Origin of the sequence: Hydrogenophaga sp. UC242_53 (assembly GCF_042696965.1) — a bacterium.
Taxonomy (GTDB): domain Bacteria; phylum Pseudomonadota; class Gammaproteobacteria; order Burkholderiales; family Burkholderiaceae_C; genus Hydrogenophaga.
The window spans coordinates 1,977,782-2,003,314 of sequence record NZ_CP170552.1 but is presented as its reverse complement, the minus strand read 5'-3'; the positions used below and the strand labels follow the sequence as shown (position 1 = coordinate 2,003,314).

Genomic DNA, 25,533 nt, shown 5'->3' with positions numbered 1-25,533 from the left:
GCTCAGGCCGCCATGCCCAGCCGGCGCATCCAGCCGGCCAGCGCCTGCTCGTCGGCATTGCCGGCCTGGTAGGCCGCCAGCATGGCGGCGTGCGACTCGGGCCGGTGCTGGTTGAGCTTGACCTTGCACTGAAGCTTCGTCACCCGCAGTTCGAAAGCGGTGATGCCCTGCATCAGCTTGTGCTGGAAGTCCTCTTCCAGCCCGCGCCACTGGTCCGCGTAGGCCGGGTCGTGGTCGTGGATCAGGTGCTTGAGCAGGCGGTCCTTGTGGTCGAAGCCGTCCAGCACACGCGCCTGCACCGTGGCGTGCACCGCCAGGTAGTTCCAGGTCGGCACGCGGGCCAGATCCGGGTAGACGCGCGGCGTCATGTAGGCATGCGGCCCGAGAAAAGTCACCACCGCCTGCGGGCGCGCCGCCAGGTAGCGCCCGTGCGGGTTCGGCTTGGCGCAGTGGCCCAGCAGCGTGAGGCCACCGTCTTCCTCCAGCAGGTGCAGCGGCAGGTGGGTGACGAAGGGCAGGCCCTCGTCGTCGGTGGAGATCAGGCTGGCGAACGGGTGCGCGCGCATCAGCTCCAGGGCGATGGCGGGGTCCTTGGCAGCGAACTGGGGGGGCAGGTACATGGGGCGGCCTCTTGTGGGAACAGATCACTGTAACGCCGGTTCGCTTTCGCCACGCTCGCTCCTATCATCCGTGCATGACCCTGCGCATCGCCTTCGCACTGGTGTGGTCCCTCGCCTGTCTGAACGCCACGGCCCAGACCGGCAGCCCCGTGGCCCCGGGCAGCGGCCCGGCCGCGCAGCGCCCCCGCATCGCTCTGGTGCTCTCGGGCGGCGGCGCCCGGGGCGGCGCGCACATCGGGGTGCTCAAGGTGCTGGAAGAACTGCGGGTGCCGGTCGACATGGTCGTGGGCACCAGCGCCGGCGCCATCGTGGGCGCGGCCTACGCCACCGGGCTGCCGCTGGCCACCATCGAAGAAGAAATGAAGGGCCTGAGCACGGCCACGCTGTTCCACGACGTGGTGCGCGACAACCTGCCGATGCGGCGCAAGGCCGACGACGCGGCCAACTACGTCGGCCCCGAGATGGGCCTGGGCCCGCATGGCCTCTCGCTGCCCAAGGGCGCGGTGGCCGGCGTGGCGCTGGAGGCCGTGCTGCGCCGCCTCACGGCGCGCCAGCGCAGCGTGAACTTCAACCACTTCCCGGTGCCCTTCCGGGCCATCGCCACCGACCTCGCCACCTCCGAGATGGTGGAGCTCGACCACGGCAGCCTCACCCAGGCCGTGCGCGCGAGCATCGCCATCCCGGCCGTCATCAGCCCGGTGGAGCTCGACGGCCGCCTGCTGGTGGACGGTGGCGTCACGCGCAACCTGCCGGTGGACGTGGCGCGCCGCATGGGCGCGGACATCGTGATCGCGGTCAACATCGGCACGCCGCTGCTGCGCCGGGAGGACATCACCTCCCTGCTCTCGGCCTCCGAGCAGATGCTGCGCATCCTCACCACGACCAACGTCGCGCAGTCGCTCAAGGAGTTGGGCCCGCGCGACGTGCTCATCACGCCCGACCTCAGCCGCGTGAGCAGCAGCGACTTCGACCACCTCTCCGACGCCGCCCGGGCCGGCGAGGCCGCCGCGCGCGCGGCCAGCGCGACCCTGGCCGCCCACGGCCTGAGCCCGGCCGAATTCAGCGCGCTGCTGGCAGCGCGCGAGGCGGCGCAGGATCCCGGCGGGCAGCGCATCGACGCCATCCAGGTCAGCGGCACGCAGCGCGTGAACCCGCAGGCCGTGCTCGACGGCATGCAGACCCAGGCCGGCCAGCCGTTCGACGCGAACCGCGTGGACCAGGACCTGCAACGCCTGTACGGCTGGGGCGACTTCGAGGCGGTGAGCTACACCTTCAGCGAAGAACCCGGCCAGGGCCGCGTGCTCACCGCCCGCGTCACCGAAAAGTCCTGGGGCCCGCACTACCTGCGCTTCGGCCTGGGCCTCTCGTCCGACTTCGCCGGCGGCTCCTTCTTCAACCTGCTGGCCACCCACCGCGCCACCTGGCTCAACCGCCTGGGCGCCGAATGGCGCAACGACATCCAGATCGGCCAGACCGACCGCCTGCGCACCGAGTGGTTCCAACCCCTGCATCCCACGCAACGGTTTTTCGCGGCGGCCCACCTGGGCGGCGAGCGCAGCCCCTTCGAGCTGTTCAGCGACGAGGGCGTGCGCGTGGCGCGCTTCCGGCTGGAGCACTACGGCTACGGCGCCGACCTGGGCCTGCAGCTCGGCACGCAGGGGCAACTGCGCCTCGGTGTGCAGCGCGGCCGCGTGCGCCTGCAGAACGACACCAGCCTGCTGCCGCCCGGCCTGTTCGAGGCCGACGCCGACACCGCCGCCCTGATGCTGCGCCTGCAACTGGACACGCTGGACAACGTGCGCTTTCCGCGCGCGGGCTACGCGCTGGACGTGAAGCTGCACCAGTCGCAACCGCGCTGGGGCGCGAGCGACGACTACCGCAAACTCTCCGCCGCGTTCCGCACGGCGGTGGGCTTCGGCCGGCACGCGCTGGAGTTCTCCGCGCAGGGCGTGAAAGCCAGCGGCGGCACCCTGCCCGCCTACGAGACCTCCTTCCTGGGCGGCTTCCAGCGCCTCTCGGGCTACAAGACCAACGAGGTCTTCGGCAACGAATTCGTGCTCGGCCGCGTGAACTACAGCCACCGACTCACCAACGTGGGCTTCCTGGAAGGCGCCTATGCCGGCGTCTCGCTGGAAGCCGCGCGCATCGGCGACACGGCGTTCGGCCCGCAACGCGAGAAGAGCCGCTACGGCTTCGCCGTCTACCTCGCCATGGACACCCCCCTGGGCCCGGTTTACCTGGCCCTGGGGCGCGGCGACCACCGCCGCCACGCGGCCTACTTCTACCTGGGGCAGCCCTGACCACTGCCATACCGCCATGGACCTCCTGAACCACCCCGCCTTTCAAAGTCTTGTGCTGCCCCTGCTGCTGTGCATCGGCGGCGTGGCGGCCCTGCTGCGCACCACCGGCCCGAACCGGGCCGCGCTCGGCGCCGCCCTGGGCCTGCTGGTGGCGCTGGCCTGGTTTCCCGGTTTCGACTGGCCGGCCACCGCGCGCGCGCAGAAGCTGCCCTGGGTCGCGCTCGCGGGCACGGTGATCGCGGCGCTGCTCCTGTGGCGAGCGGCCCGGGGTCTGCCCACCCCGCGCCCCTGGTGGCGCGGCATCGCCCTGGCCGCCGTGCTCACCGTGGCCTGCCTGGGGCTGGCGGCGGCGGCGGGGCTCGGGGGATCGCTGCTGCTGGCCCAGCTGGCGCTGATGGTGGCGGTGACCACCGCCGTGCCGGGCCTGTGGTCGTGGTGGCGGCCCTCGTCCGGGCTGTGGATGGCACCGGCCGCCCTGCTGCCCCAGTTGCTGGCCGCGCTGTGGATCGCGGCCGCCCTGCCCATGGCGCCGTGGAACGCCGGGGCCGCCGACACCGCCACCGACGACCTCTACTACACCCCGCAGTGGAAATGACCCCACGCCCCGGGACCCCGCGCTCAATGCGATGATGGCCGCCATGCCATCACCCACGGACGCCACGACCGCCCAGGACATCCCCGCCGACTGGCCCGCGCTCTGGCAACAGATGCTGCAGGCCCGCACCACGGGCCAGGCCGCGCCGCCGCTGCGCTGGTGCGCGCAGCAAGGCTGGCAACTGGCGCCAGTGGGCGACGCGCGAAGCGCCGAGCTGTTCACGCTCTACAAGCCCTTGCTCGATGCGCGCCAGGCCGGGGGCGGCGCGCCCTGGGCCGTGGCCCAGCTCGGCCAGAGCCTGGACGGTTTCGTGGCCACCGTCACCGGCGACTCCTACTACGTGAACGGCCCGCACTGCCTGCTGCACCTGCACCGCCTGCGCGCGCTGTGCGACGCGGTGCTGGTCGGTGCCGGCACGGTCGCCATCGACAACCCGCAGCTCACCACGCGCCGCGTGCCCGGCCCGCAGCCGGTGCGCGTGGTGGTGGACCCGGCCGTGCGGCTGGACGGCCAGTCGCGCGTGTTCCGCGATGCGCAGGCCCCGTCCCTCTGGGTCTGCGACGCGCGGCACGCCGCGCTGGCCCGCGAGCGCCTGGGCAGCGCCCCCGCCGAGGTGCTGGCGGTGGACGGCCTGCTCGACGACAGCGGTGAGGGCTACCGCCCCGCGCTCGTCGCGCGGGCGCTGGCCGCGCGCGGCCAGCGCGTGCTGTTCGTCGAAGGCGGCGGCATGACCGTGTCGCGCTTCTTCACGGCTGGTGTGCTCAGCCGCCTGCACCTCATCATCGCGCCCGTGCTGATCGGCCAGGGCCGGCGCGGCCTGCGCGCGCCCGCGCACGACGTGATGGCCGACTGCCCCCGCCCGCCCACGCGCACCCTGCCGCTGGGCGAGGACATGCTGTGGGACCTGGACCTCAGCGGCTCGAGCCGCGCGTGAAGTCCCACCCGGACAGGGGCATGGTGGGCGCGCTCAGAGCAAGGGCCGCAGCTCGCGCGCCGCGTCCAGCAACAGCGGCAGCAAGTCCTTCTGGAACACCGGTCCCTCGAAACGATCGGGCGCGGCCACCACGTTGAGCGCCGCGACCGTGCGGCCCTGCATGTTGCGCAGCGGCACGGCCAGCGCGAACACACCCAACTCGTGCTCCTCTCGCGCAATGGCGATGTCATCGCTGCGCACTTGCGCGATGACGGCGCGAAAGGCCTTGTGTTCCACGGTGGTGTGCGGCGTCAGCCGGGGCAGCTCGCGGCCCTTGAGCCAGGCGGCGAACTCGGCGCGCGGCAGGCCCGCGAGCAGCACGCGGCCGGTGGAGGTGGCGTGCGCGGGCAGGCGCGCACCGAGGTGCAAGCCATAGGCCATGAGCCGCTGGCCACCCAGCGAAACATTGCGCGCCACGATCACGACCTGGTCGCCGTCGAGCACGGCGGCCGAGTACGACTCGCGCGTCTGCGCCGCGAGCCGGTTCAAGGTGGGCTGCAGCAGGCGCGGCAGGCGCGCAGAAGCCAGGTAGCTGCCCGAGAAGCGCAGCACCTTGGGCGAGAGCCAGTAGTGGCTGCCGTCGGACTCCAGGTAACCGAGGTGCGCCAGGGTCAGCAGGTGCCGGCGCGCCGCAGCGCGCGTGAGACCCGCGCGCTCAGCGGCCTGGGTGGCGTTGAGACGCTGGCGCTCGGTGTCGAAGCTCTCCAGCACCGCCATGCCCTTGGCGCATGCCTTCGATGAAATCGGCTTTCGCCATGGAAGGGGGGGCTGTGCTCATGGGTCGATTATGCCCAGGGGCATCCGAATTTGCGCGGTGATCGCGCAAGACTTTCGATCATCGCGCAAAGGCGTCTGCGCACCGTTGCGCTGGCGGGGCCCCGTTTTTAAGCTGCGTTCGTTGCACTTCACGCCATTCCAGGAGACACCCCATGCGAACCCAGGTCGCCATCATCGGCGCCGGCCCCTCCGGCCTGCTGCTCGGACAGCTGCTGCACAAGGCCGGCATCGACAACATCATCGTCGAACGCCAGAGCGGCGAATACGTGCTCGGCCGCATCCGCGCCGGCATCCTCGAGCAGATCACCACCGACCTGCTGCGCGAGGTGGGCGTGGGCGAGCGCCTGGACGCCGAAGGCACGGTGCACCACAGCATCGAACTGGTGTTTGCCGGCACCCGCCATGCCATCGACGTGCACGGCCTGACCGACGGCAAGGTCGTGACCGCCTACGGCCAGACCGAACTCACGCGCGATCTCATGGAGGCGCGCAGCGCCGCCGCGCTGCCCACCGTGTACGAGGCCGCGAACGTGGAGGTGCTGGACTACGACAGCGACCACCCCAAGGTGCGCTACCAGAAGGATCGCCAGACGCACGAGATCGAGTGCGACTTCATCGCCGGCTGCGATGGCTTTCACGGCGTGTGCCGCGCCAGCGTGCCCAAGGGCGCCATCACCGAGTTCGAGAAGGTCTACCCTTTCGGTTGGCTCGGCGTGCTGGCCGATGTGCCACCGGTCTCGCCCCACGCCATCGTCTACGCCAACAGCGAACGCGGCTTCGCCCTGTGTTCCATGCGCAGCCTCACGCGCAGCCGCTACTACGTGCAGTGCCCGCTGGACGACAAGGTCGAGGACTGGAGCGACCAGCGCTTCTGGGACGAGCTGCGCCTGCGGCTCGACCCCGAGATGGCGTCGCGCGTGATCACCGGCCCGACCATCGAGAAGAGCATCGCGCCGCTGCGCAGTTTCGTCGCCGAGCCGATGCGCTTCGGCCGCATGTTCCTCGCGGGCGACGCGGCGCACATCGTGCCGCCCACCGGCGCCAAGGGCCTGAACCTGGCCGCCAGCGACGTCAAGTACCTCTCGGGCGCGTTCATCGAGTACTACAAGGACAAGACCTCCGCCGGCATCGACACCTATTCCGAGCGCTGCCTGCGCCGCGTCTGGAAGGCCGAACGTTTCTCGTGGTGGCTGACCTCGTTGATGCACCGCTTCCCCGACACCGCGGGCTTCGGCCAGAAGATCCAGGAGGCCGAGCTCGACTACGTCGTGAACTCGGTCTCGATGTCGCGCTCGCTGGCCGAGAACTACGTGGGCCTGCCGCTGAACTTCGGCGAACGCTGAATCAGCGCACCCCAGGAAGACGGGCGACGGTGTCGCCCGTTGGCGCATCGGCGGCCGGGCTTGCGGGTACATTGCGGCGACGACCTTCCACAGCCCGACCGACATGAGTTCCTCCCCCCGCCCTGTCCCCGCCCTCCAGCCGCTGCGCGGCGTTCGTGTGCTCAGCCTCGCGCTGAACCTGCCCGGCCCAGCCGCCTTCATGCGCCTCAAGGCCATGGGTGCGCGCTGCGTCAAGGCCGAGCCGCCGGCCCCCAAGGGCGCCCCGGCAGGCAGCTCGGGCGACCCCATGGGGCAGTACAACGCCCGCGCCTACGCGACCCTGCACGATGGCATCCGCGTCATCTCGATCGATCTGAAGTCCGAGAAGGGCCAGGCGGCGCTGCACAAGGAACTGGCGCGCACCGACGTGCTGCTCACCTCCTTCCGCCCTTCGGCGCTGGAGAAGCTGCAACTCGGCTGGAAGGGCCTGCACAAGCGCCACCCTGGGCTCTCGGTGGTGGCGATCGTGGGGGCACCCGGTGCCCGGGCGGAAGAGCCCGGCCACGACCTCACCTACCTCGCGGACGCGGGCCTGGTCACCGGCCTGGACCTGCCGGCCACGCTGTTCGCCGACATGGGGGGCGCACTCATGGCCAGCGAAGCCGTGCTCAAGGCCGCGCTGGTCCAGAAGACCCAGGGCAAATCAAGCTTCCAGGAGGTTGCGCTGTCGGGCGCGGCCGAGTGGCTCGCCCTGCCCCGAACCTGGGGCCTCACCCAGCCTGCCGGTGCGGTGGGCGGCGCCCATGCGGGCTACCGCGTCTACCCCTGCAAGGACGGCCGCGTGGCCGTGGCGGCCCTGGAGCCGCATTTCGCTGCCGCGCTGTGCGCCGCAGCGGGTCTGCCGGCGTCGGACCTGCGCTCGTTGTTCAAGCCGGAGACGCACGCCGCGATCGCGGCCTTCCTTCAGGGCCGGACGCGAAAGCAGCTGGAGCGGCTGGCTGGGGAGAAGGACATTCCGCTGCACACGCTGGCCTGACCCCGGCCAGCGAACGGAACGCCCAGGCGCTTACTGCGCGCCCTTGCCTGTGAGCACCACGCCGACGGTTTCGAAGATGACCACGAGGTCGAGAAACAGCGAGTGGTTCTTCACGTAGTAGAGGTCGTACTGCAGCTTCTCCGCCGTGTCTTCCACGGTGGAGCCGTACTGATAGCGCACCTGCGCCCAGCCGGTGACGCCGGGCTTGACGCTGTGGCGCACCGCGTAGAACGGAATCTCCTGCGTGAGCTTCTCGACGAAGAAGGCGCGCTCGGGGCGCGGGCCGACCAGACTCATGTCACCGTTGAGCACGCTGAAGAGCTGCGGCAGTTCGTCGATGCGCAGCTTGCGAATCACTTTGCCCACGCGCGTGACGCGGCTGTCGCCCGCGGTCGCCCAGCGGGGAATGCCGTCCTTCTCCGCGTCGGTGCGCATGCTGCGGAACTTCACGACGTTGAAGGGCTTGTTGTTCAGACCCACACGCTCCTGCTTGTACAGGATGGGCCCAGAGCTCTCCAGCTTGATGATGAGCGCCGTCACCAGCATGATGGGCAGGGCCAGCAGGATCAGCACGACCGCGCCCGCGATGTCGAACAGGCGTTTGATGGTGGTGCGCAGGAAACCCTGGTCGAAGCCTTCGCCGAAGATAAGCCAACCGGCCGACACCGCATCGAGGCGGATCTGGCCGAGGTTCTGCTCGAAGTAGGTGGCGATGTCGGTCACGCGCACGCCCGCGAGCTTGCAATCGAGCAGCTCGCGCATGGGCATGCTGCCGCCGCGGCGCTCGGAGAGCGCAATCACGATCTCATGGACGCCCTTCTCGGCGACCACCTCGGTGAGCGACTGGCCCGGCTGCAGCGTGCCCCAATTTGTCACGAGGTGCTCGCGCTCATTGGGGCTGGCGAAATAGCCGCAGAGCTCGGCGCTCGATGAGGCCTTGATCAGGCTTTGCCCGACCGCTTGCGCTTTCGCGCCGGTGCCGTACACCAGCACCTTGCGGCGCGTGAGCGACTTGGGCAGGAACTCGCCGGTGAGCACCTGGATGACCAGCAGCAGGCCGGTGGCCATCATCACGATCACCACGGCCCAGGTGTGCCCGTAGAACGCCTTCATGGGCAGCAGCAGCAGCACGCCCACCACGATCAGGCCCATCATCATGAACGAGACCAGCACGCGGGCGCGCAACTGCGTGTTGTTGAACACGCTGCCCCGTTCGTACAGGCCCAGGGCCGAGTTGACCGCCAGGAAACCCATGCTCATGAGCAAGGCACGGAACAGGCCTTGTCCAATCTGCACGGCGGTCAGGTCTTCCGCGTCGGAAAGAAACACCAGGGTCGCCATGAACGCCGCGCTGATCAGGAGCAGGTCCATGAACATCTGCAGCAGCGTGCGGCGATCGAAGTAGTGGTTGAATAGCTTGATCAAACTTCTTTTTCCTGTAATGGCCCCGGGGGCTGTGCACGGCTCGGGCGCCCGTCCGAGAATACCGCCGACACCCCCTTCTGACGTTCTGTTACATAACGTGAATATTGCGGAATTCGGCGGAAGTGTGATGTTGTCAACAGGATCAGCAGCAGCATAAAAGCGATGCGCGGCAATTCGGTGACGCTGATGACCAGGCCGAGCACGCCCATGGCCGAGAGCGAGCCGGCCAGCGCCAGGGCCAGCGGATCCCCCGCCTTGAGGCCTTGAGCCACGCAGCGCCACGCCCACGCGGCCAGCAGGCCCAGCACCAGCCAGCCCAGCAGGCCGCGCTCGATGAGGATTTCCAGGTACAGGTTGTCCATGTGCCAGGGCTTGAAGCTGCTCTGCGCGGCGGGGAACCAGTAGCGCAACCCGGCCGAGAAGTCCGCGTTTTTCAGGATCTGCACGCCTTGCGGGTCCAGCAACTCCACCGCATGAATGCGGGCCGCGTGCCCGGTGCTCAGCACCGTCAGCGCGAACATGCCGTCGCGCCAGGACACTGCACGGCTCGCGTCCGAAAAGACCTGGCCCGACAGAGGGATGTCGTGCCACTGGGCCGCATCCGTGACGGCGGCTTCGGGCCTCACGTGCTTCCACTGGCATCGGAAGTCGTACAGCAGGTGCCGTTCGCACACGCTGAACAGCAGCACCACCGGGGCGTCGGTCTCGTAGCGGACCCGCACGCGGTAGTGCCCTTGTGGGGCCAGCGGGATGCGCTGGGTGAGACCGAAGTCGTAGGCGGCCTCCTGGCGCGTCGGCGGCCCCGAGAGCACCACCTGCCCGGCGCCTGCGGCGTCGCGCCGCCAACGCGCCTGCCCGGGAAACTCGCCATCCGGCACGCGCGCGCTGTAGTGCGCGGGCAGGCGCCCCGCGCCCAGGCCCAGCACCCAGTCGGCGGGCGTGCGCAGCAGGCCCAGCCCGCTCTGCCAGTGCGCCACGCGGTCCACCAGATCGGTTTCCGACTGCGCAAGCCGGCCTGTCATGAACGAGTGCCCACCGAGCACCCACACCGCCTCCGCCAGCAGCGCGAACACCAACACCCGCAGCGCCCAGCCGCGCCGCTGCCCGCCGGACGCCGGCTGGATCTGGCAGCGCCTGGCGACGATCGCCATCACCATCAGCGAGACGGTGACCGCGAGGTACAGCCCTCGGGAATACGTGGTGAGCACCGCGTAGGTGCCCAGGACGGCCAGGACCGCCGCGCAGGCCCAGCGCCAGCCGCCCGGCGCCAGCCAGACCGCCCAGAACGCCAGGGGCACGGCCATCGCCAGGTAGGCGTCGATGGCGCCGCCGCCCACGTGCATTTCCCAGAAGTTCGCCACCGTGCGGTAGGAGTCGGAGAAATTCAGCACACCGACGTACCGCCCGCGCTCCCACAGCACGAGCACGCAGACCCAGGCCAGCCCGCAGAGCAGGCCCGCGAGGGTGAAGCGCGCCATCTCCCGCTGCCGCTCGACCGGCACCCGCCGCAGCACGGGATACAGCAGCAGCGCCCAGAGCAGGCTTTTGGACACGCGCAGCGGGTTGAAGGCGCTGGCGTAGTCCGCGTGCAGCGCCTGCAACCAGCCGTCGCCCGAGGCCCAGCCGGCCGCCACCGCCCGCGCGCTGACACCGGCGTCCCGCAGCCCGATGAACAGGCTCAACAGCGCGGAGGCACCCAGCGCGACGAGCAGCCCGACCCACACCCGATCGGCCTTGAACTGGGTCTCGCTGGATGAAGAGGATGCCGCACGGCCAGAGAAGGCCTCGAACCCGGACCGCGCATGCGCGCCGGCCAGCACCGCGAGCACCAGCAGGTCGAATTCGTCGATCAGCCACCAGCCCGTGGAGGGCGCCAGGCTGGCCACGGGCAGGAGCATGGCCAGCAGTCCCCCGATGGTCCAGGGCCGCCAGGCGGCGGCACCCATGCACAGGCACAAGGCGCCCACCAGGAGCGCGGGGGCCAGGGGATGTTGAACGGCCAGACCCAGGCAGGTCAGTGCCGCGAGGGCGCCCAGGATCAGCGCGCCTGATCGCGGGCGCGCCATGGCTCAGCGCCCGATGGGCAGGTAGTCGAAGCCCTGGCTGCGCACCCAGGCCGGGTCGTACAGGTTGCGCCCGTCCACGATCAGGGGCTGTTTGAGCTTGGCCTTGATCAGGTCGAAATCGGGACTGCGGAACTCCTTCCACTCGGTCACGATGATCAGCGCGTCCGCCCCTTCCAGGGCCTCGTTGGGGTTCTGGGCGTAGCGCACGCGGGATTCGTCGCCCAGCACGCGCTGGGCTTCGTGCATCGCAACCGGGTCGTAGGCCGTGGCGGTGGCGCCGGCAGCCAGCAGATCGGCCAGCAGCTCCAGGCTCGGCGCTTCGCGCATGTCGTCGGTGTTGGGCTTGAAGGCCAGGCCCCACACGGCGAAGTGGCGCCCCTTCAGGTCCGCGCCCAGCTTGCGCTTGATCTTGTCACCCAGCACATGCTTCTGCGCATCGTTGGCCGCCTCCACCGCGGTCAGCACCTTCAGGTCCAGGCCGCCTTCGTCCGCCGCCGTCTTGATCAGGGCCTTGACGTCTTTCGGGAAGCAGGAACCGCCGTAACCAGCGCCCGGGTACAGGAAGTGGTAGCCGATGCGCGGATCGGAGCCGATGCCCTGGCGAACGCTCTCGATGTCGGCGCCCAGCTTCTCCGCCAGGTTGGCCAGCTCGTTCATGAAGCTGATGCGCGTGGCCAGCATGGCGTTGGCCGCGTACTTGGTGAGTTCGGCGCTGCGCACATCGGTGACGATCAGGCGCTCGCGGTTGCGCTGGAACGGCGCGTACAGCGCGCGCATGAGGTGCACCGCCTGCTCGTCGTCGGCGCCCACGATGATGCGATCGGGCCGCATGAAGTCCTCGACCGCCGCGCCTTCCTTGAGGAACTCGGGGTTGGACACCACGGCGTAAGGCGTGTCGACGCCGCGCTTCTGCAGCTCCTCGGCAATCGCTTCCTTCACGCGGTCGGCCGTGCCCACGGGCACCGTGCTCTTGTCCACCACCACCTTGTAGTCGGTCATGCGCTGGCCGATGCTGCGCGCCGCGGCCAGCACGTAGCGCATGTCGGCCGAACCGTCCTCATCGGGTGGCGTGCCCACCGCGATGAACTGGATGGTGCCGTGGTGCACGGCGCGGTCGACGTCGGTGGTGAAGTGCAGCCGCCCCGCCGCCACGTTGCGTTTGACCATCTCCTGCAGCCCGGGCTCGTAGATGGGAATGCCGCCCTCCTCGAGGATGCGGATCTTGTCGGGATTCAGATCCAGACAAAGCACATCGTTGCCCACCTCCGCCAGGCAGGCCCCGCTGACCAGACCTACATAACCCGTCCCTACCACAGTGATTTTCATGATGATTTTTCTCAGGCCGATAGATTCACAAAGCGCTCATCATAGCGACCGAACAAGTCGTTTTCAGCATTGAAATGCAGTCATAACGTTGCATTCGACACGCTCGCGGCTATCATGACCCGGACACAGAAACGGGGAACTCCATTGAAACCGAGGCGCAGATGGTTGTGGTTCGCTGCGTCAGGCCTGCTGGTTTTCCTCATGGCCGCCACAGCCTTTCTGGTGAGCGACCGGGGGCGGCGCCTGTACGCCGAGGCCAGTTCCCGGAGTCCGCAGGAGCTGATCCGCCATGCACAGCACCGGCTGGAAGGCCACCGCGTCCTGGAGGGCTTGCTTCTTCCAGGACTGCATGCCCTGCAGCGGCGCTGGGAAAGGACACCGCCACCGGGACCTTTGCCCACGCTCGGCAAAGGCCAGCAGAGGGTCTCCATGGCGCCCGCGGTGCCCGAAGCCGGCACGGTGATCCGCGTGGACACGGCCACCGGCCTGGCACAGGCTCTCCGGGAGGCCGGCCCCGGCACCCACATCGTCATCGCCCCTGGCCGATACAGCGTCAACAAGACCCTGCGGCTCGGGCAGGACGGCCGCGCACAGGCCCCCATCCTGGTGAGCGCCCTGGTGCCTGGCAGCGTCCAGCTGGACTTCACCCAGGTGGCGGGCATCCAGATCGACCGGCCCTACTGGGCCTTCGAAAACCTCAACATCCGCGGCGCCTGCGCGCGCGAACACGACTGCGAGCACGCCTTCCATGTGGTGGGTCGCGGTGCCTTCGCCACGCTGCGCAACAACCACGTGCAGGACTTCAATGCGCACATCAAGGTCAACGGCCTGGACGGCGAGTGGCCCGACCACGGCCTGGTGGCCTTCAACACCCTGACCAACCGCGCCACCCGGCAAACCGACAGGCCGGTCGTGATGCTCGACCTCGTCGGCGCCAGCCATTGGAAAGTGCAGGACAACCTGGTCACGAACTTCGCCAAAGGCCAGGGCAACCGGGTCGCGTATGGGCTGTTCATGAAGGGCGCCAGCGAAGGTGGGCGCATCGAACGCAACCTCGTGATCTGCTCGCCCACGGACGTGTCGCGCCCGGGCGAGCGGGTGGGCATCTCGTTCGGCGGGGGTGGCACCCAACCGGCGGCGGTGTGCCGCTCGGACGGCTGCGCGACCTTCGAGCACCGCCACGGGCTGGCCGCCAACAACATCGTGGCGCACTGCAACGACGCCGGGCTCGACATCAACCGCGCCAGCGACATCGTGCTGGCCCACAACACCCTGATCAACACGGCGGGCGTCTCCGCCCGACGGGCCCCGACACAGGCCCGCCTGCTCAGCAACCTGTTCGAAGGAAACATTTCGGAGCGGGATGGCGCGGCTTTGGGCCTCGAATGGAACACCCAAGCGCCGATGGCGCAGGTTTTCGTGAACCCGGATGCCTTACTTCTCCAATGGTTCGAGCCGCCGGAAACAATACCTTCGCGGACCTTTGTAACCAATGATTTCCGGGGCCTCGCGAGGCGGGACGCCACGCTGCCGGGCGCGCTGGAGCAGGATTTCCCAGTGAAACCCGCACCGGTCTCCGCGAATTGACGCCACGCCGCCCGAGCGGTCACTCTGACGGCAAGAAGTGCAACTCGTAACACGTGGCAACAGGGTTGTAGGGCGAGTCCTACGACAATAAGGGCTGCGGGGCATTTGGCGTGCCAGCCATTCCCTGGTTTCCCGGCCACGACTCCAAAGCGCTTGGGCGCTCGGTCAGGTCGGGTTTTTTGTGCCATCGGCATTTCACGAGGTGGGTCCATGCTCCCGCATGTCGTTCTGGACGGTGTGCCTGTCGGTCAACGCTCCAACCGCTGAAATGCCGCCCGTAAAGTCAACCGACGCACTTTTTTCGTGAACGTGGTCACAAGCCACCGACATTTTCGACCGTTCGTTCCCGCCAGCACACCTCTCACCGGCATCGCCATGAACCCTTCCAAGACCCCCGCCATCCGCGACGCCAAGTGGCTCTCCGTGCTTTTCATGATGGCGGCCATCTCGGGTTGTGGTGGCGGTGGCGGTGGTGGTACCGCATCGGCGCAAACCCCCGGCGAGACCGTGACCTCGACGCCCGCACCGGCACCGGCACCGGCGCCCTCGATCTTCCCGCGTCCTCCGGCACCCGCCCCTGCACCAGCCCCCTCCCCGGCTCCCGCGCCTGCTCCCGCACCGGCTCCAGCACCAGCCCCCGCCGCTGGCGTCGGTGGCCTGGCCTGCGCGGCCAACGCCATCACCTGCGTGGAAGTCTCCACCGGCACGGCCTCCAGCGCCCTGCCCATCACCTTCGGCCAGCCCTTCAAGGCCGGCGCCGTGCAAGCCAACCAGGGCCTGGTGCGCCACCGACAGCAGCGGCGCGAGCGTGCCCCTGCAGATGGATGAGGTGACCTCCCACCGCGACGGCTCCCTGCGCTTTGCCGTCCTCAGCGCCAAGGTCAGCAACCTCGCTGCCAACCAGCCCAAGCTGATCAACCTCTTCGCCGGTGCCAAGTCCTCGGCCACCCAGACCATCCCCGCCAGCCCCGACTGGAACCTCGAACTCGAGGCCAAGGTCTACAACGGCAGCACCCTGGTCTCCACCCTGGTGCGCAAGCCCCAGGACCTGCTCAAGCAGCAGATCGCCCAGGGCTCGGGCCGCCGCCTCAACGGCAGCGTTGCGCACCGAGTACACCGTGGTCGCGCCCTTCAAGGACAGCGCCAGCAACGCCGAGCACCCCCACCTCTCGGCCCGGCTGCACACCCGCCTGTACGACGGCGGCGCCAGCATCCGCACCGACATGGTCCTGGAGAACAACTGGACCTTCAAGGCCAACCCGGGCAACCTCACCTATGAGCTGACCGTGCGCCGCAACGGCCAGGTCGTGCACACCCAGCCGCGCATCACGCACAACTACCAGGCGCGCTGGCACAAGGTGCTCTGGACGGGCAACACGCTGCCCCAGTACCGCGTGCGCCACCACATGCCGTACTTCCTGGCCAGCAAGGCCACCTGGAACTACGACCTGAGCGTCAAGATTCCTGAGTCGGTCCTGGCCGACGAGGCCCGCGTGCTGGCCAGCTCGAACACCGCGCCCATGGGCCCGGCCATGCTGGTGCCGTACTTCCCCACCACCGGTGGTCGCTCGGAGATCGGCCCGCTGCCGCGCTGGACCGCGCTGTACCTCATCACCCAGGACGACCGCGCCCGCGCCAGCATGCTGGCCAACGCCGATGCCGCCGCCAGCGTGCCCGTGCACTACCGCGACGAGGGTTCCGGCCAGCCGCTGGATGTGCAGCGCAACCCCAACGTGTCGGTGCGTTTCGGTGAGTCTTCGCCCAAGCTGCCCACGCCGACAGGCACCACGATCTACACGCCGGACACCGCCCATCAGGCCTCGTTCGCCTACATCCCCTACCTGATCACGGGCGATGCCTTCTACCTGGACGAAGCCATGTTCTGGGCCAGCTGGAACATCGCCGGGGTCGACCCGTTCTACCGCGAAGGCACCAAGGGCCTGATTTACGGCAACGAGGAACGTGCCCAGTCCTGGGCCCTGCGCTCCATCGACGAGGCCTCGCGCATCGTGCCCGACAACCACCCCATGAAGTCGTACTTCCAGACCCGGTTCGCCAACAACCTGAACTGGTACGTGCAGAACTACCCGCAGAACGCCAACGCGGCCGCCCGCTCGCCCTTCGGCGCCATCAAGAGCCCGTGGGACACCAAGAAGGCAGGCCCCTGGCAAAACGACTTCATGACGCTGGTGCTCACGCAGATCGCCGAGGACGGTGACCCGCAAGGCCGCGCCATGCTGAACTGGATCACCCGCTTCACCGTCGGCCGCTTCCTGAACGAAGCCAACGGCTTCTGCGTGGCCAAGGCCCCGGGCTACTGGTGGGACGTCACCGACTCGGGCAACCAGTTCTTCAGCAGCTGGAAGACCTTGTTCGACACCAACTACGCCAGCCTCAAAAACACCCCGTGCGCCGGCATGGCGATCACCGAAGGCTCACCGGACCGCGTGGACGACTACGCCGCCTACGCCCGCGCCATGCTGGCCGCCACCAGCAGCGCCGGTGTCACCGGTGCCAGCACCGCCTACGCCACCTGGAAGTCCATGACCCCAAGGATGGACGCGGGCTTCGCCAGCGACCCCACCTGGGCCATCGTTCCGCGCTGAGCGGGCGACAGCGGCGGTCCACCCCAGCGGGTGGGCCCTGCTCATCAGCGCCGCCCAGCCTCTGGACCGTGGCGCGAATTTTCCTGTGAATGCGGCCGTTGGCCGCCCATCCCTCAACGTCCGCTCGTTGACGGGGAATTCCTTGCGCATTGCCCGCTAACACGCGGCTTCGAAATGCCGTCACCGGAATTCTTTCTTTCATATTCTTTCAACTCACCCCCTTTCCCGGAACGGAAAAGGATGGCCCAATCCTTTCAACGGGCAAAAACCACCTTCTGGCGGTTTTGGCTAATGTTTCATTATTTCGATCCGATAAGTCAACCTTAATTTAATTGCACCATTTTCCGAATTGGCGCATTCAATGCGCCTGATGCTCAGTGCGGCGCCTCCCGTGGGGAAACCACGATTGAGGCAACCAACTTTCCCGCTAGGCAAATCGCCCGGCACGCGCTGCCAGGCCATTCCACCTGGGCTTCTCGAAAAAAAGAAGTCACAGCCGTGAAATGGCAACGGGAAGTTAATAAAACACCCCAATCATTTCAACATGTTTCGCGACATGCATCACGAATGCCGCGCATCGTTTCCGGACGCCTGCCCATCGGCTTGCATTCCGAAAATGGCGGCAATCGAATTACATTGAATTCCAAGATCTGTTGACCCAGCAGGCCAATGCTTCGATCAGCCGTGTGCAAGCGGTTCTTTTCCTTCTTGACTTTCAGGTGCTCTCTCCATGTCCTCACTTTCTTCCTCCCCTCGCCCGGCATCGCATGCCAGCGTGCTGGCCGCCTGCGCGGTGATGTTTTCGATGGTGGCCGCGTCGGCGCAGGCCCAAAGCACCACCACCGCCGCAGCCACCACTGCCAACTGGAACCAGCTCTCCAAGGAGGGCCAGCTCTTTGTCGTCTCCGGCACCAAGAACGTTCGCTATGGCACCGGCAGCCGCTGGGTCTACAAGTCCGTGCGCACGGTGGGGCTCTGCTCGACCGGCTATTTCGGCTCCGATCCGGCCCGTGGCTCGGCCAAGACTTGCCAGGTGATGGCCGCCGCCACCCCGGCACCTGCACCGGCACCGGCACCGGCACCGGCGCCAGCCCCCGCGCCGGCTCCAAAGCCACCTGCGCCAGCGCCAGCGCCTGCGCCTGCGCCTGCGCCTGCACCTGCACCTGCACCTGCACCTGCACCTGCACCTGCACCTGCACCTGCACCTGCACCAAAGCCTCCCGCACCCGCACCCGCACCTGCTCCGGCTCCGGCTCCGGCTCCGGCTCCGGCTCCGGCTCCGGCTCCAGCCCCCGCACCTGCTCCCGCACCTGCTCCAGCCGTTGGCTCCGGTGGCCTGGCCTGCGCGGCCAACGCCATCACCTGCGTGGAAGTCTCCACCGGCACGGCCTCCAGCGCCCTGCCCATCACCTTCGGCCAGCCCTTCAAGGCCGGCGCCGTGCAAGCCAACCAGGGCCTGGTCGCCACCGACAGCAGCGGCGCGAGCGTGCCCCTGCAGATGGATGAGGTGACCTCCCACCGCGACGGCTCCCTGCGCTTTGCCGTCCTCAGCGCCAAGGTCAGCAACCTCGCTGCCAACCAGCCCAAGCTGATCAACCTCTTCGCCGGCGCCAAGTCCTCGGCCACCCAGACCATCCCCGCCAGCCCCGACTGGAACCTCGAACTCGAGGCCAAGGTCTACAACGGCAGCACCCTGGTCTCCACCCTGGTTGCGCAAGCCCCAGGACCTGCTCAAGCAGCAGATCGCCCAGGGCTCGGGCCGCCGCCTCAACGGCAGCGTGCGCACCGAGTACACCGTGGTCGCGCCCTTCAAGGACAGCGCCAGCAACGCCGAGCACCCCCACCTCTCGGCCCGGCTGCACACCCGCCTGTACGACGGCGGCGCCAGCATCCGCACCGACATGGTCCTGGAGAACAACTGGACCTTCAAGGCCAACCCGGGCAACCTCACCTATGAGCTGACCGTGCGCCGCAACGGCCAGGTCGTGCACACCCAGCCGCGCATCACGCACAACTACCAGGCGCGCTGGCACAAGGTGCTCTGGACGGGCAACACGCTGCCCCAGTACCGCGTGCGCCACCACATGCCGTACTTCCTGGCCAGCAAGGCCACCTGGAACTACGACCTGAGCGTCAAGATTCCTGAGTCGGTCCTGGCCGACGAGGCCCGCGTGCTGGCCAGCTCGAACACCGCGCCCATGGGCCCGGCCATGCTGGTGCCGTACTTCCCCACCACCGGTGGTCGCTCGGAGATCGGCCCGCAGCCACGCTGGACCGCGCTGTACCTCATCACCCAGGACGACCGTGCCCGCGCCAGCATGCTGGCCAACGCCGATGCCGCCGCTGGCGTGCCGGTGCACTACCGCGATGAAGGCTCTGGCCAGCCACTGGATGTGGAGCGCAACCCCAACGTGGCCGTGCGCTTTGGCTCCTCCACGCCCAAGCTGCCCACGCCGACGGGCACGACCATCTACACGCCGGACACGGCGCACCAGGCTTCGTTCGGCTACATGCCCTACCTGATCACCGGCGATGCCTTCTACCTGGACGAAGCCATGTTCTGGGCCAGCTGGAACATCGCGGCGGTGGACCCCTACTACCGCGAAGGCGCCAAGGGCCTGATCTACGGCAACGAGGAACGTGCCCAGTCCTGGGCCCTGCGCTCCATCGACGAGGCTTCGCGCATCGTGCCCGACAACCACCCCATGAAGTCGTACTTCCAGACCCGGTTCGCCAACAACCTGAACTGGTACGTGCAGAACTACCCGCAGAACGCCAACGCGGCCGCCCGCTCGCCCTTCGGCGCCATCAAGAGCCCGTGGGACACCAAGAAGGCCGGCCCCTGGCAAAACGACTTCATGACGCTGGTGCTCACGCAGATCGCCGAGGACGGTGACCCGCAAGGCCGCACCATGCTGAACTGGATCACCGGCTTCACCGTCGGCCGCTTCCTGAACGAAGCCAACGGCTTCTGCATGGCCAAGGCCCCGGGTTACTGGTGGGACGTCACCGACGCGAGCAACCAGTTCTTCAGCAGCTGGAAGACCCTGTTCGACACCAACTACGCTGGCTCGAAGGGCGCCTCGTGCGCCGGCATGGCGATCACCGAAGGCTCACCGGACCGCGTGGACGACTACGCCGCCTATGCCCGCGCCATGCTGGCCGCCACCAGCAGCGCCGGCATCACCGGTGCCAGCGGTGCCTACAGCAAGTGGAAGTCCATGACCCCGAAGATGGATGCCGGCTACGTGAACGACCCCACCTGGGCCATCGTTCCGCGTTGATCCCGCTTCAACCGCTCTGACCTTCAACAACCCTCTCTTCGCAGAGGGTTGTTTGTTTTTGGCGGGTGATGCGCGAGGCGCTCAGTGCGCGACGGCCGCGACTGCCTGTGCGGCGCCAACCCGTGAGCGCGCCAGTTGCTCGACGCGGGTCAGCGTGGAGAAGGTGCCGCCCAGGCGGTTCTGGAAAAAGCTCAGCACGGACTCGATGTTCGCCAGGAAGGCGACCAGATCGGCCTCGGTCTTGACGTACGGGGTGTTGCCCGGCTGCAAGGTCGGCGAGTGGTAGGTCATGGTGAACACACGAACGCCTTCGTGGAACAGCGTGGTGAGCAGGCGCTCCTGCGACTGCACATCGAAGCCTTCCGGGCTCAGCCTGCCGCGCTCCAGCCACTTCATGCGGCTCATGACGCCGGGCAGGCGAAGCCGCTGCGAGAGGTTGCTGCCGATGAGCCAGGGATTGGCGGGGCCCATGCGGCGCAGGCGGCCCGAGTAGCCCACGGTCATGGGCACTTCGAGCAAGGCGTGCGAGGCGTCGGTGAAAAAGGGGCGGTCGGACATGCCCTGGTAGTTCGGCCCGCCTTCGAAGGAAAAATTGGTGTGGGGCACCACGCTGCAGTCCACGGTGTAGCCCAGTTCCTGCAGGATGCCGAAGGTGTTCGGCCCCACGCCGTAGCGCCCGGCCTTGAACACCCGCGGCGCGCGGCCGAAGGCCTGGGCCACCGCGTCGGTGCTGGTGCGGATCTTGGCTTCCTCCAGCTCCAGCGGCAGGTTACCGTGGTACGAGTTGAACACCGACACCGTTTCGTTGTGTGGCGGCGTGACCCAGGGATGGCAGTGGGTGCCGAATTCCGCGCGGCCCGCGTCCACCAGCCCGCGCAGGTAGCGGGTGGCGGCCACCGAGCTGGCCACCGGGTAGTCCATGACGTAGGTCGGCACGACGCCGAACCGGTCGTAGAGCGCGTGCACCCGGTCCTGGGAGGAAATGGATTGGGTGGCGGTCGCCTGTCGGTTGAAGGGCTGGTTCCAGTTGAACTCTTCTTCGGTATCGACGACCACCAGCAGCACCGGCGCGACAAGGCCCAGTTCGACGGGCTGGGGGTCCAATCCCGGCAATCTCATCGAATCTTCTCCCGAATGCCGTGGTGCGTTGTGCATTGTTGTACATACCCCATGGGGCTAGCGCGATCTGTCACCGCACCAGCATACCGCGCCGGCTTTTGCGTGGGTGCGGAGTTCGTCACGCTTCTTCTCCCGCCTTCAGCGCGCGATCCACTTGCGCAGCACGGGGCCGAGCTTCTGTTCGACCCCGACATTGACCGCCCAGGCCACCAGCAGGGCCAGGGCGATCATGCCCAGGGTCACCAGCGTCATGCCCCAGGACGCGACCAGGCCGGACGCCACCGCCACGCTGAACAGGGCATAGCCGGCGTGCTGGTGGATCAGGTACAGCGGGTAGGTGAGGCGGCCGGACAAATCGCTCCATGTCGAGGGTTCAATCGGTACCTTGCGGCGAATCATCCAGTAGAAGAAGGCGAAATACGACAGCAGGATGGCCTCGATCACGAGGTTGTTGGGGCTGTCGTCCAGGGCCAGCAGCTGCTCCAGGCTGTCTGCCTGGCCATTTTCACGCCACAGGTACATGCAGGCCAGCGCGGCGCAGCCCAGCAGCGCCAAGCGCCGACGGGTGGTCCAGCCCGACTGCCGCACCAGGAAGAAGAAGGCGCCGGCGGCGAACAGGGGCGCCCATTGGGCGCTGGTGACGATCTCCACGGTGTACATGGGGCGAATGAAATTGACCAGCGACAGGCCCAGCCAGAGGATCAGCAGCGTCTCGATGCGCTTGAGCTGCCCGGTGGCGATCGCCACGCCGATCCAGAAGTAGAAATTGATCTCCACCGCCAGCGACCAGTACGCGCCATCGACGAGGTTCTGGCCGAACACCCGGGGCAGCATGGTCAGGTTGGCCGCGTACTGGGCCCAGGACTCGGGCTTGAACGGCGCGGCCGGCGCGGCCAGCTCGATCAGCACCGTCAGGGTCATGCACACCCAGAAGGCGGGCATCAGCCGGGACACGCGGGAGGCGATGAAACGCCGCACGCTCGAATTCTGGGCGGTCATCATGATCACGTAGCCGCTGATCATGAAAAACAGGTGCACCCCCACGTAGCCATAGGAAAAGACGTGGTACAGGATGGGGCTCTGCTGGCCCTGGATCGAGCCATCGCGAACCCCCGCATGGAAGTAGTGGAAGCCGACCACGATCAGGGCGGCGAAACCCCGGAGCCAGTCCAGTGCGGGTTGGCGGTGCGACTGCGAGGGTGGCGATTCGATCATGCGGGTTTCTTGGTCAGGACGGCCTCGATGGCCTGGAGCAACAACAGGGAACCGGTGGCATCGAGATGCAGGCCATCGCCCGCCAGGGACGCGCGGGCCAGGGCGCCCTGCCCCGGCACCGCGTCGACCATGGCATGGCCGCGCTGCCGGCACATCTCGGCCACCGACGCGTTGACGGCCTCGGCCGGGTTGCCGGGCGGCACGGGAATGCCGACACACACCACCTGGGCGGACGCGGGCATGCGGTCCAGGATCGCACCCCAGGCCAGCCGCACGTCTTCGGGCGTGCGGCCCTCGATCAGGTCGTTGGTGCCCGCGCCGAGCACCACCGCGCGGGCCCGGGGCAGCGAAGTGTAGCGATCGAGGCGCTGGCTCAGCCGCTGGGCCGTTTCACCGCCGATGGCGAAGTTGTAGGCCTGCGCCAGGCCCCCCGTGGGCAAGGTCTGGAGGTGGCTGTCGCCGAAGAAGAGGATCGCGCCACGCGGCACCAGGCGGTCCACGTTCAGCTGGTGGGCCATCGTGCGCCGCTCGAAGAGGCGCTGGGACACCGTGGGCGCGGACTGCCAACGCTCCAGGCGCCACAGGAACGCCTCCGAAAGGCGCGCGGAGCCGCCAATCGCCAGGACCGCGCAGGCGATCAGCGCCGCCACGCCCCAACCCGTCCACAGCGATAACCTAGGTGAATGTTTCACAAGATCAAAAGGCTTCGAGCCCGCAACAATGCGAGAGGGTCTGTTGCAAGAAGTCCTGCATCTTGTCAGTGTCGTTTGGTCGGGAATGTCGGAAATGCATTTCGGCGTGAGTTATGTCGTACAAACTGCGGGAAAGCGGCCCGGAAAGTCAGAAAAAATACAACACGACCGGGTTATCATTTGTTACACAAGTTTCTGATGGTACTCATTTGTATTCATTCGAGGAGCTTTCCTGCACGTAGGGGGTTTTTGCAATGCACTTCATGAGTCAGCAAGAGAACGACGCAGGTGAACCGAACCTGGGTCTCTGGCTGCGCAGCGGAGCACAGAGCCACGCGAACGCCGTGGCCCTGGAGTCGCCCGAGGGCGAGCCCCTGACCTACCGTGAACTGGCCTCTGCGGTGGCGGCGCGCGCGCGCGCCTTTGCCGACGCGGGCCTGCAAAGCGGTGAACGCATCGCGGTGGCCGCCACGCGCTCCACCGACACCATCATCTCGATCCTGGCCGCCGCCGAAGCCGGCATCGCCTATGTGCCGCTGGACCTGGCCTACCCGGCCGAGCGCCTGCGCGCCATGCTGGACGATGCGCAACCCCGCGCGGTGGTGGGTGAAGACCAGGCCTTGTCCACGCTGCGCTCGCTGGTGGGCGAACTGCCCACGCTGGAACAGCCCGCACCGGTGCAAGCCGCCCTGCACGCCTCGGCGCCCGACCTCACCTACGTGCTGTTCACCTCGGGCTCCACCGGCCGGCCCAAGGGCGTGGCGATGGGCGCGGTGCCGCTGCGCCACCTGATCCAGTGGCACGCCGACCACCCCCGCCTGGGCCAGCCCGCGCGCACCCTGCAGTTCGCGCCGCTGTCCTTCGACGTGCACTTCCAGGAAATCTTCTCCACGCTGGCCTGCGGCGGCACGCTGGTGCTGGTGCCGGAGGAACAGCGGCGCGACCCCGGCCTGCTGCTCAACGCCCTGATCCAGCGCCGCATCGAACGCATCTTCGTGCCTTACGTGGCGCTGCAGATGATCGCGGAAGCCTCGCGCGATGAATTGCCCACCTCCCTGCGCGATGTGGTGAGCGCGGGCGAACAACTGCAGGTCACGCCCGCGATCCGCTCGCTGTTCCAGCGCCTGCCGGGCTCGGAGCTGCACAACCACTACGGCCCGACCGAAAGCCACGTGGTCACCGCGCACGAGTTGCGTGGCGACCCGGCCGCCTGGCCCGAGATCCCCCCGATCGGCCGCGCCCTGCCGCACGTGCAGCTCGCCCTGGTGCCGTCCGAAAACGCCACCGACGAGCACACCGGCGAACTGCTGCTGGGCGGCGAGACGCTGGCCTGCGGCTACCTCGGCCGGCCCGAACTCACCGGCGAGCGCTTCCGCACCGACTTCGCCGATCTGCCGGGGCGCTGGTACGTCACCGGCGACCTCGCGCGCCGCGACGCCGAGGGCGTGTACACCTACCTGGGCCGCGCCGACCAGCAACTCAAGGTCGATGGCTTTCGCATCGAGCCGGGCGAGATCGAGCTGGCCATCATGGCCCAGGCCGGCATCAAGGACGCGGTGGTCACCGCGCCCGACCTGCCCGGCATCGGCAAACAACTGGTCGCGCACCTGGTGCTGCGCGAAGGCGCGCAAGCCAACACCAGCGAGCTGATCACCCGCATCCGCGCCGAACTGCGCGCCGCCATGCCCGAGTACATGGTGCCGGTGCGTTACGTGGTGCTGGATCGCCTGCCCACCACGCCCAGCGGCAAGATCGACCGCAAGGGCCTGCCCCTGCCGGCCATGGACACGGCCGCCGCCTCCGCTTCGAGCGACCCGATGGCGATCGTGCGCGGCCTGTGGCAGGAGCTGCTGGGCCTGCCCGCCATCGGCGACGACCAGAATCTGTTCGACCTGGGCGCGCGCTCGCTGCTCGTGATGCGCTTCGTCACGCGCCTCAAGGACCAGGGCGTCCAGGGCCTGAACGTGGCCGACGTGTACGACAAGCCCACCGTGGCCGGCATCGCCGCGGCGCTCGCCGGCCCGGTGAACGCGGGTCAGCGCAAGCGCCTGGCGCCGGCCCAGCCCACGGCCGGCATCGCCATCGTCGGCATCGCGACCCGCACACCGGGTGCCCGCCGCCTCGACGATTTCTGGCAGAACCTGATCGACGGCCAGGAAGGCATCCGCCAGTTCTCGCTCGACGAGCTCGACCCCAGCGTGCCCGACGCGGTGCGCTCGCGCCCCAACTTCGTGGCCGCGCACGGCGTGCTCGACGGCGTGGAGCACTTCGACGCCGGCTTCTTCGGCATCTCGGCGCGCGAAGCCACCATGCTCGACCCGCAGCAACGGCTGATGCTCGAGCTCAGCGTCTCGGCGCTGGAGCACGCCGCCATCGACGCCTCGCGCACCGACGCGCGCATCGGCGTGTACGCGGGCACCGGCAACAACGCCTACGCGCCCGCGCTGCGCAGCGAACAACCCGAGCTGGTGCAGCAGTACGGCGAATTCGCCACCATGCTCGCCAGCGAGAAGGACTACGTTGCGCACCCGCGCTGCGCAACCGCCTCAACCTCAACGGCCCGGCCCTGAGCATCCACACCGCCTGCTCC

The 25,533-nt window shown here is 68.2% G+C and carries 18 protein-coding genes and 1 pseudogene; 10 read left to right on the top strand and 9 right to left on the bottom strand.

From position 1 onward, the window contains the following. Nucleotides 1-2: 2 nt before the first annotated feature. Entirely contained in the window at nucleotides 3-620 is a 618-nt protein-coding gene (locus ACFJI0_RS10040) for an FMN-binding negative transcriptional regulator (protein WP_382324652.1), read from the bottom strand. Between the two features lie 74 nt (nucleotides 621-694). Here ACFJI0_RS10040 and ACFJI0_RS10035 point away from each other — a divergent pair, with 74 nt between their 5' ends. The 3 genes from ACFJI0_RS10035 to ACFJI0_RS10025 are packed head-to-tail and all read left to right on the top strand — an operon-like array spanning nucleotide 695 to nucleotide 4,449. Beyond that, nucleotides 695-2,920 (top strand): patatin-like phospholipase family protein, encoded by a 2,226-nt coding sequence (locus ACFJI0_RS10035; RefSeq protein WP_382324650.1) that lies wholly within the window; start codon nucleotides 695-697, stop codon nucleotides 2,918-2,920. A gap of 16 nt (nucleotides 2,921-2,936) precedes the next feature. Then, complete coding sequence (locus ACFJI0_RS10030) at nucleotides 2,937-3,515, top strand: hypothetical protein (RefSeq protein WP_382324648.1); 579 nt, start codon at nucleotides 2,937-2,939, stop codon at nucleotides 3,513-3,515. Nucleotides 3,516-3,558: 43 nt separating this feature from the next. After that, the gene (locus ACFJI0_RS10025; RefSeq protein ID WP_382324646.1) at nucleotides 3,559-4,449 is read left to right on the top strand and encodes a RibD family protein; all 891 of its coding nucleotides are present in this window, start codon (nucleotides 3,559-3,561) and stop codon (nucleotides 4,447-4,449) included. Between the two features lie 33 nt (nucleotides 4,450-4,482). Here ACFJI0_RS10025 and ACFJI0_RS10020 read toward each other — a convergent pair. Continuing rightward, nucleotides 4,483-5,266, bottom strand: a pseudogene (locus ACFJI0_RS10020) (IclR family transcriptional regulator C-terminal domain-containing protein). 151 nt (nucleotides 5,267-5,417) lie between these two features. Between ACFJI0_RS10020 and pobA the strand changes: the two are divergent. Together pobA and ACFJI0_RS10010 are read left to right on the top strand one after the other, a co-directional pair. Further along, the gene (gene pobA / locus ACFJI0_RS10015) at nucleotides 5,418-6,608 is read left to right on the top strand and encodes a 4-hydroxybenzoate 3-monooxygenase (RefSeq protein ID WP_382324644.1); all 1,191 of its coding nucleotides are present in this window, start codon (nucleotides 5,418-5,420) and stop codon (nucleotides 6,606-6,608) included. Nucleotides 6,609-6,711: 103 nt separating this feature from the next. Then, the gene (locus ACFJI0_RS10010; RefSeq protein ID WP_382324642.1) at nucleotides 6,712-7,623 is read left to right on the top strand and encodes a CoA transferase; all 912 of its coding nucleotides are present in this window, start codon (nucleotides 6,712-6,714) and stop codon (nucleotides 7,621-7,623) included. Nucleotides 7,624-7,653: 30 nt separating this feature from the next. Here ACFJI0_RS10010 and ACFJI0_RS10005 read toward each other — a convergent pair whose 3' ends face one another. Genes ACFJI0_RS10005 through ACFJI0_RS09995 form a run of 3 tightly spaced genes read right to left on the bottom strand, consistent with a single transcriptional unit; the run spans nucleotide 7,654 to nucleotide 12,440 of the window. Beyond that, on the bottom strand, nucleotides 7,654-9,048 hold the full coding sequence (locus tag ACFJI0_RS10005; RefSeq protein WP_382324640.1) for a TIGR03013 family XrtA/PEP-CTERM system glycosyltransferase: 1,395 nt from the start codon (nucleotides 9,046-9,048) through the stop codon (nucleotides 7,654-7,656). Further along, a complete protein-coding gene (locus tag ACFJI0_RS10000) occupies nucleotides 9,045-11,114 on the bottom strand; it encodes an O-antigen ligase family protein (protein WP_382324638.1) in 2,070 nt (689 codons plus the stop codon). Before ACFJI0_RS10000 ends, ACFJI0_RS10005 begins: the two co-directional genes overlap by 4 nt. Nucleotides 11,115-11,117: 3 nt before the next feature. Further along, on the bottom strand, nucleotides 11,118-12,440 hold the full coding sequence (locus tag ACFJI0_RS09995) for a UDP-glucose/GDP-mannose dehydrogenase family protein (protein ID WP_291118608.1): 1,323 nt from the start codon (nucleotides 12,438-12,440) through the stop codon (nucleotides 11,118-11,120). Between the two features lie 201 nt (nucleotides 12,441-12,641). Here ACFJI0_RS09995 and ACFJI0_RS09990 point away from each other — a divergent pair, with 201 nt between their 5' ends. The 3 genes from ACFJI0_RS09990 (at nucleotide 12,642) to ACFJI0_RS09980 (ending at nucleotide 16,633) form a co-directional block, all read left to right on the top strand. After that, a complete protein-coding gene (locus tag ACFJI0_RS09990; RefSeq protein WP_382324636.1) occupies nucleotides 12,642-14,027 on the top strand; it encodes a hypothetical protein in 1,386 nt (461 codons plus the stop codon). 375 nt (nucleotides 14,028-14,402) lie between these two features. Then, complete coding sequence (locus ACFJI0_RS09985) at nucleotides 14,403-14,855, top strand: hypothetical protein (RefSeq protein ID WP_382324634.1); 453 nt, start codon at nucleotides 14,403-14,405, stop codon at nucleotides 14,853-14,855. 290 nt (nucleotides 14,856-15,145) lie between these two features. Beyond that, on the top strand, nucleotides 15,146-16,633 hold the full coding sequence (locus tag ACFJI0_RS09980) for a hypothetical protein (protein WP_382324632.1): 1,488 nt from the start codon (nucleotides 15,146-15,148) through the stop codon (nucleotides 16,631-16,633). A gap of 678 nt (nucleotides 16,634-17,311) precedes the next feature. On the opposite strand, the gene ACFJI0_RS09975 is transcribed toward ACFJI0_RS09980, so the two are convergent. Beyond that, nucleotides 17,312-17,515: a hypothetical protein gene (locus ACFJI0_RS09975; protein WP_382324630.1), complete on the bottom strand. Its 204-nt coding sequence runs from the start codon at nucleotides 17,513-17,515 to the stop codon at nucleotides 17,312-17,314. Between the two features lie 484 nt (nucleotides 17,516-17,999). On the opposite strand from ACFJI0_RS09975, the gene ACFJI0_RS09970 reads away from it, so the two are divergent. Next, entirely contained in the window at nucleotides 18,000-18,590 is a 591-nt protein-coding gene (locus ACFJI0_RS09970; RefSeq protein ID WP_382324629.1) for a hypothetical protein, read from the top strand. A 1,408-nt stretch (nucleotides 18,591-19,998) separates the two neighbouring features. Here the strand turns inward: ACFJI0_RS09970 and ACFJI0_RS09965 are convergent. The 3 genes from ACFJI0_RS09965 to ACFJI0_RS09955 form a co-directional block, all read right to left on the bottom strand. Beyond that, entirely contained in the window at nucleotides 19,999-21,021 is a 1,023-nt protein-coding gene (locus ACFJI0_RS09965; RefSeq protein ID WP_382324627.1) for a glycosyltransferase, read from the bottom strand. A gap of 153 nt (nucleotides 21,022-21,174) precedes the next feature. Next, nucleotides 21,175-22,251, bottom strand: a complete 1,077-nt coding sequence (locus ACFJI0_RS09960; RefSeq protein WP_382324625.1) for an acyltransferase family protein — start codon at nucleotides 22,249-22,251, stop codon at nucleotides 21,175-21,177. After that, nucleotides 22,248-22,901 (bottom strand): SGNH/GDSL hydrolase family protein, encoded by a 654-nt coding sequence (locus tag ACFJI0_RS09955; protein ID WP_382324623.1) that lies wholly within the window; start codon nucleotides 22,899-22,901, stop codon nucleotides 22,248-22,250. Before ACFJI0_RS09955 ends, ACFJI0_RS09960 begins: the two co-directional genes overlap by 4 nt. Before the next feature lie 305 nt (nucleotides 22,902-23,206). On the opposite strand from ACFJI0_RS09955, the gene ACFJI0_RS09950 reads away from it, so the two are divergent. Beyond that, nucleotides 23,207-25,513 (top strand): amino acid adenylation domain-containing protein, encoded by a 2,307-nt coding sequence (locus tag ACFJI0_RS09950; RefSeq protein ID WP_382324621.1) that lies wholly within the window; start codon nucleotides 23,207-23,209, stop codon nucleotides 25,511-25,513. Nucleotides 25,514-25,533 lie beyond the last annotated feature (20 nt).

Excerpts from the sequence above, each read along its gene's own strand:
- ACFJI0_RS09995 (WP_291118608.1), bottom strand. The coding sequence starts at position 12,440 with ATGAAAATCACTGTGGTAGGGACGGGTTATGTAGGTCTGGTCAGCGGG.
- ACFJI0_RS09985 (WP_382324634.1), top strand. The coding sequence starts at position 14,403 with ATGAACCCTTCCAAGACCCCCGCCATCCGCGACGCCAAGTGGCTCTCC.
- ACFJI0_RS10025 (WP_382324646.1), top strand. The coding sequence starts at position 3,559 with ATGCCATCACCCACGGACGCCACGACCGCCCAGGACATCCCCGCCGAC.
- ACFJI0_RS09960 (WP_382324625.1), bottom strand. The coding sequence starts at position 22,251 with ATGATCGAATCGCCACCCTCGCAGTCGCACCGCCAACCCGCACTGGAC.
- ACFJI0_RS09990 (WP_382324636.1), top strand. The coding sequence starts at position 12,642 with ATGGCCGCCACAGCCTTTCTGGTGAGCGACCGGGGGCGGCGCCTGTAC.
- ACFJI0_RS10040 (WP_382324652.1), bottom strand. The coding sequence starts at position 620 with ATGTACCTGCCCCCCCAGTTCGCTGCCAAGGACCCCGCCATCGCCCTG.
- pobA (WP_382324644.1), top strand. The coding sequence starts at position 5,418 with ATGCGAACCCAGGTCGCCATCATCGGCGCCGGCCCCTCCGGCCTGCTG.
- ACFJI0_RS10030 (WP_382324648.1), top strand. The coding sequence starts at position 2,937 with ATGGACCTCCTGAACCACCCCGCCTTTCAAAGTCTTGTGCTGCCCCTG.
- ACFJI0_RS10000 (WP_382324638.1), bottom strand. The coding sequence starts at position 11,114 with ATGGCGCGCCCGCGATCAGGCGCGCTGATCCTGGGCGCCCTCGCGGCA.
- ACFJI0_RS09950 (WP_382324621.1), top strand. The coding sequence starts at position 23,207 with ATGAGTCAGCAAGAGAACGACGCAGGTGAACCGAACCTGGGTCTCTGG.
- ACFJI0_RS10035 (WP_382324650.1), top strand. The coding sequence starts at position 695 with ATGACCCTGCGCATCGCCTTCGCACTGGTGTGGTCCCTCGCCTGTCTG.
- ACFJI0_RS10010 (WP_382324642.1), top strand. The coding sequence starts at position 6,712 with ATGAGTTCCTCCCCCCGCCCTGTCCCCGCCCTCCAGCCGCTGCGCGGC.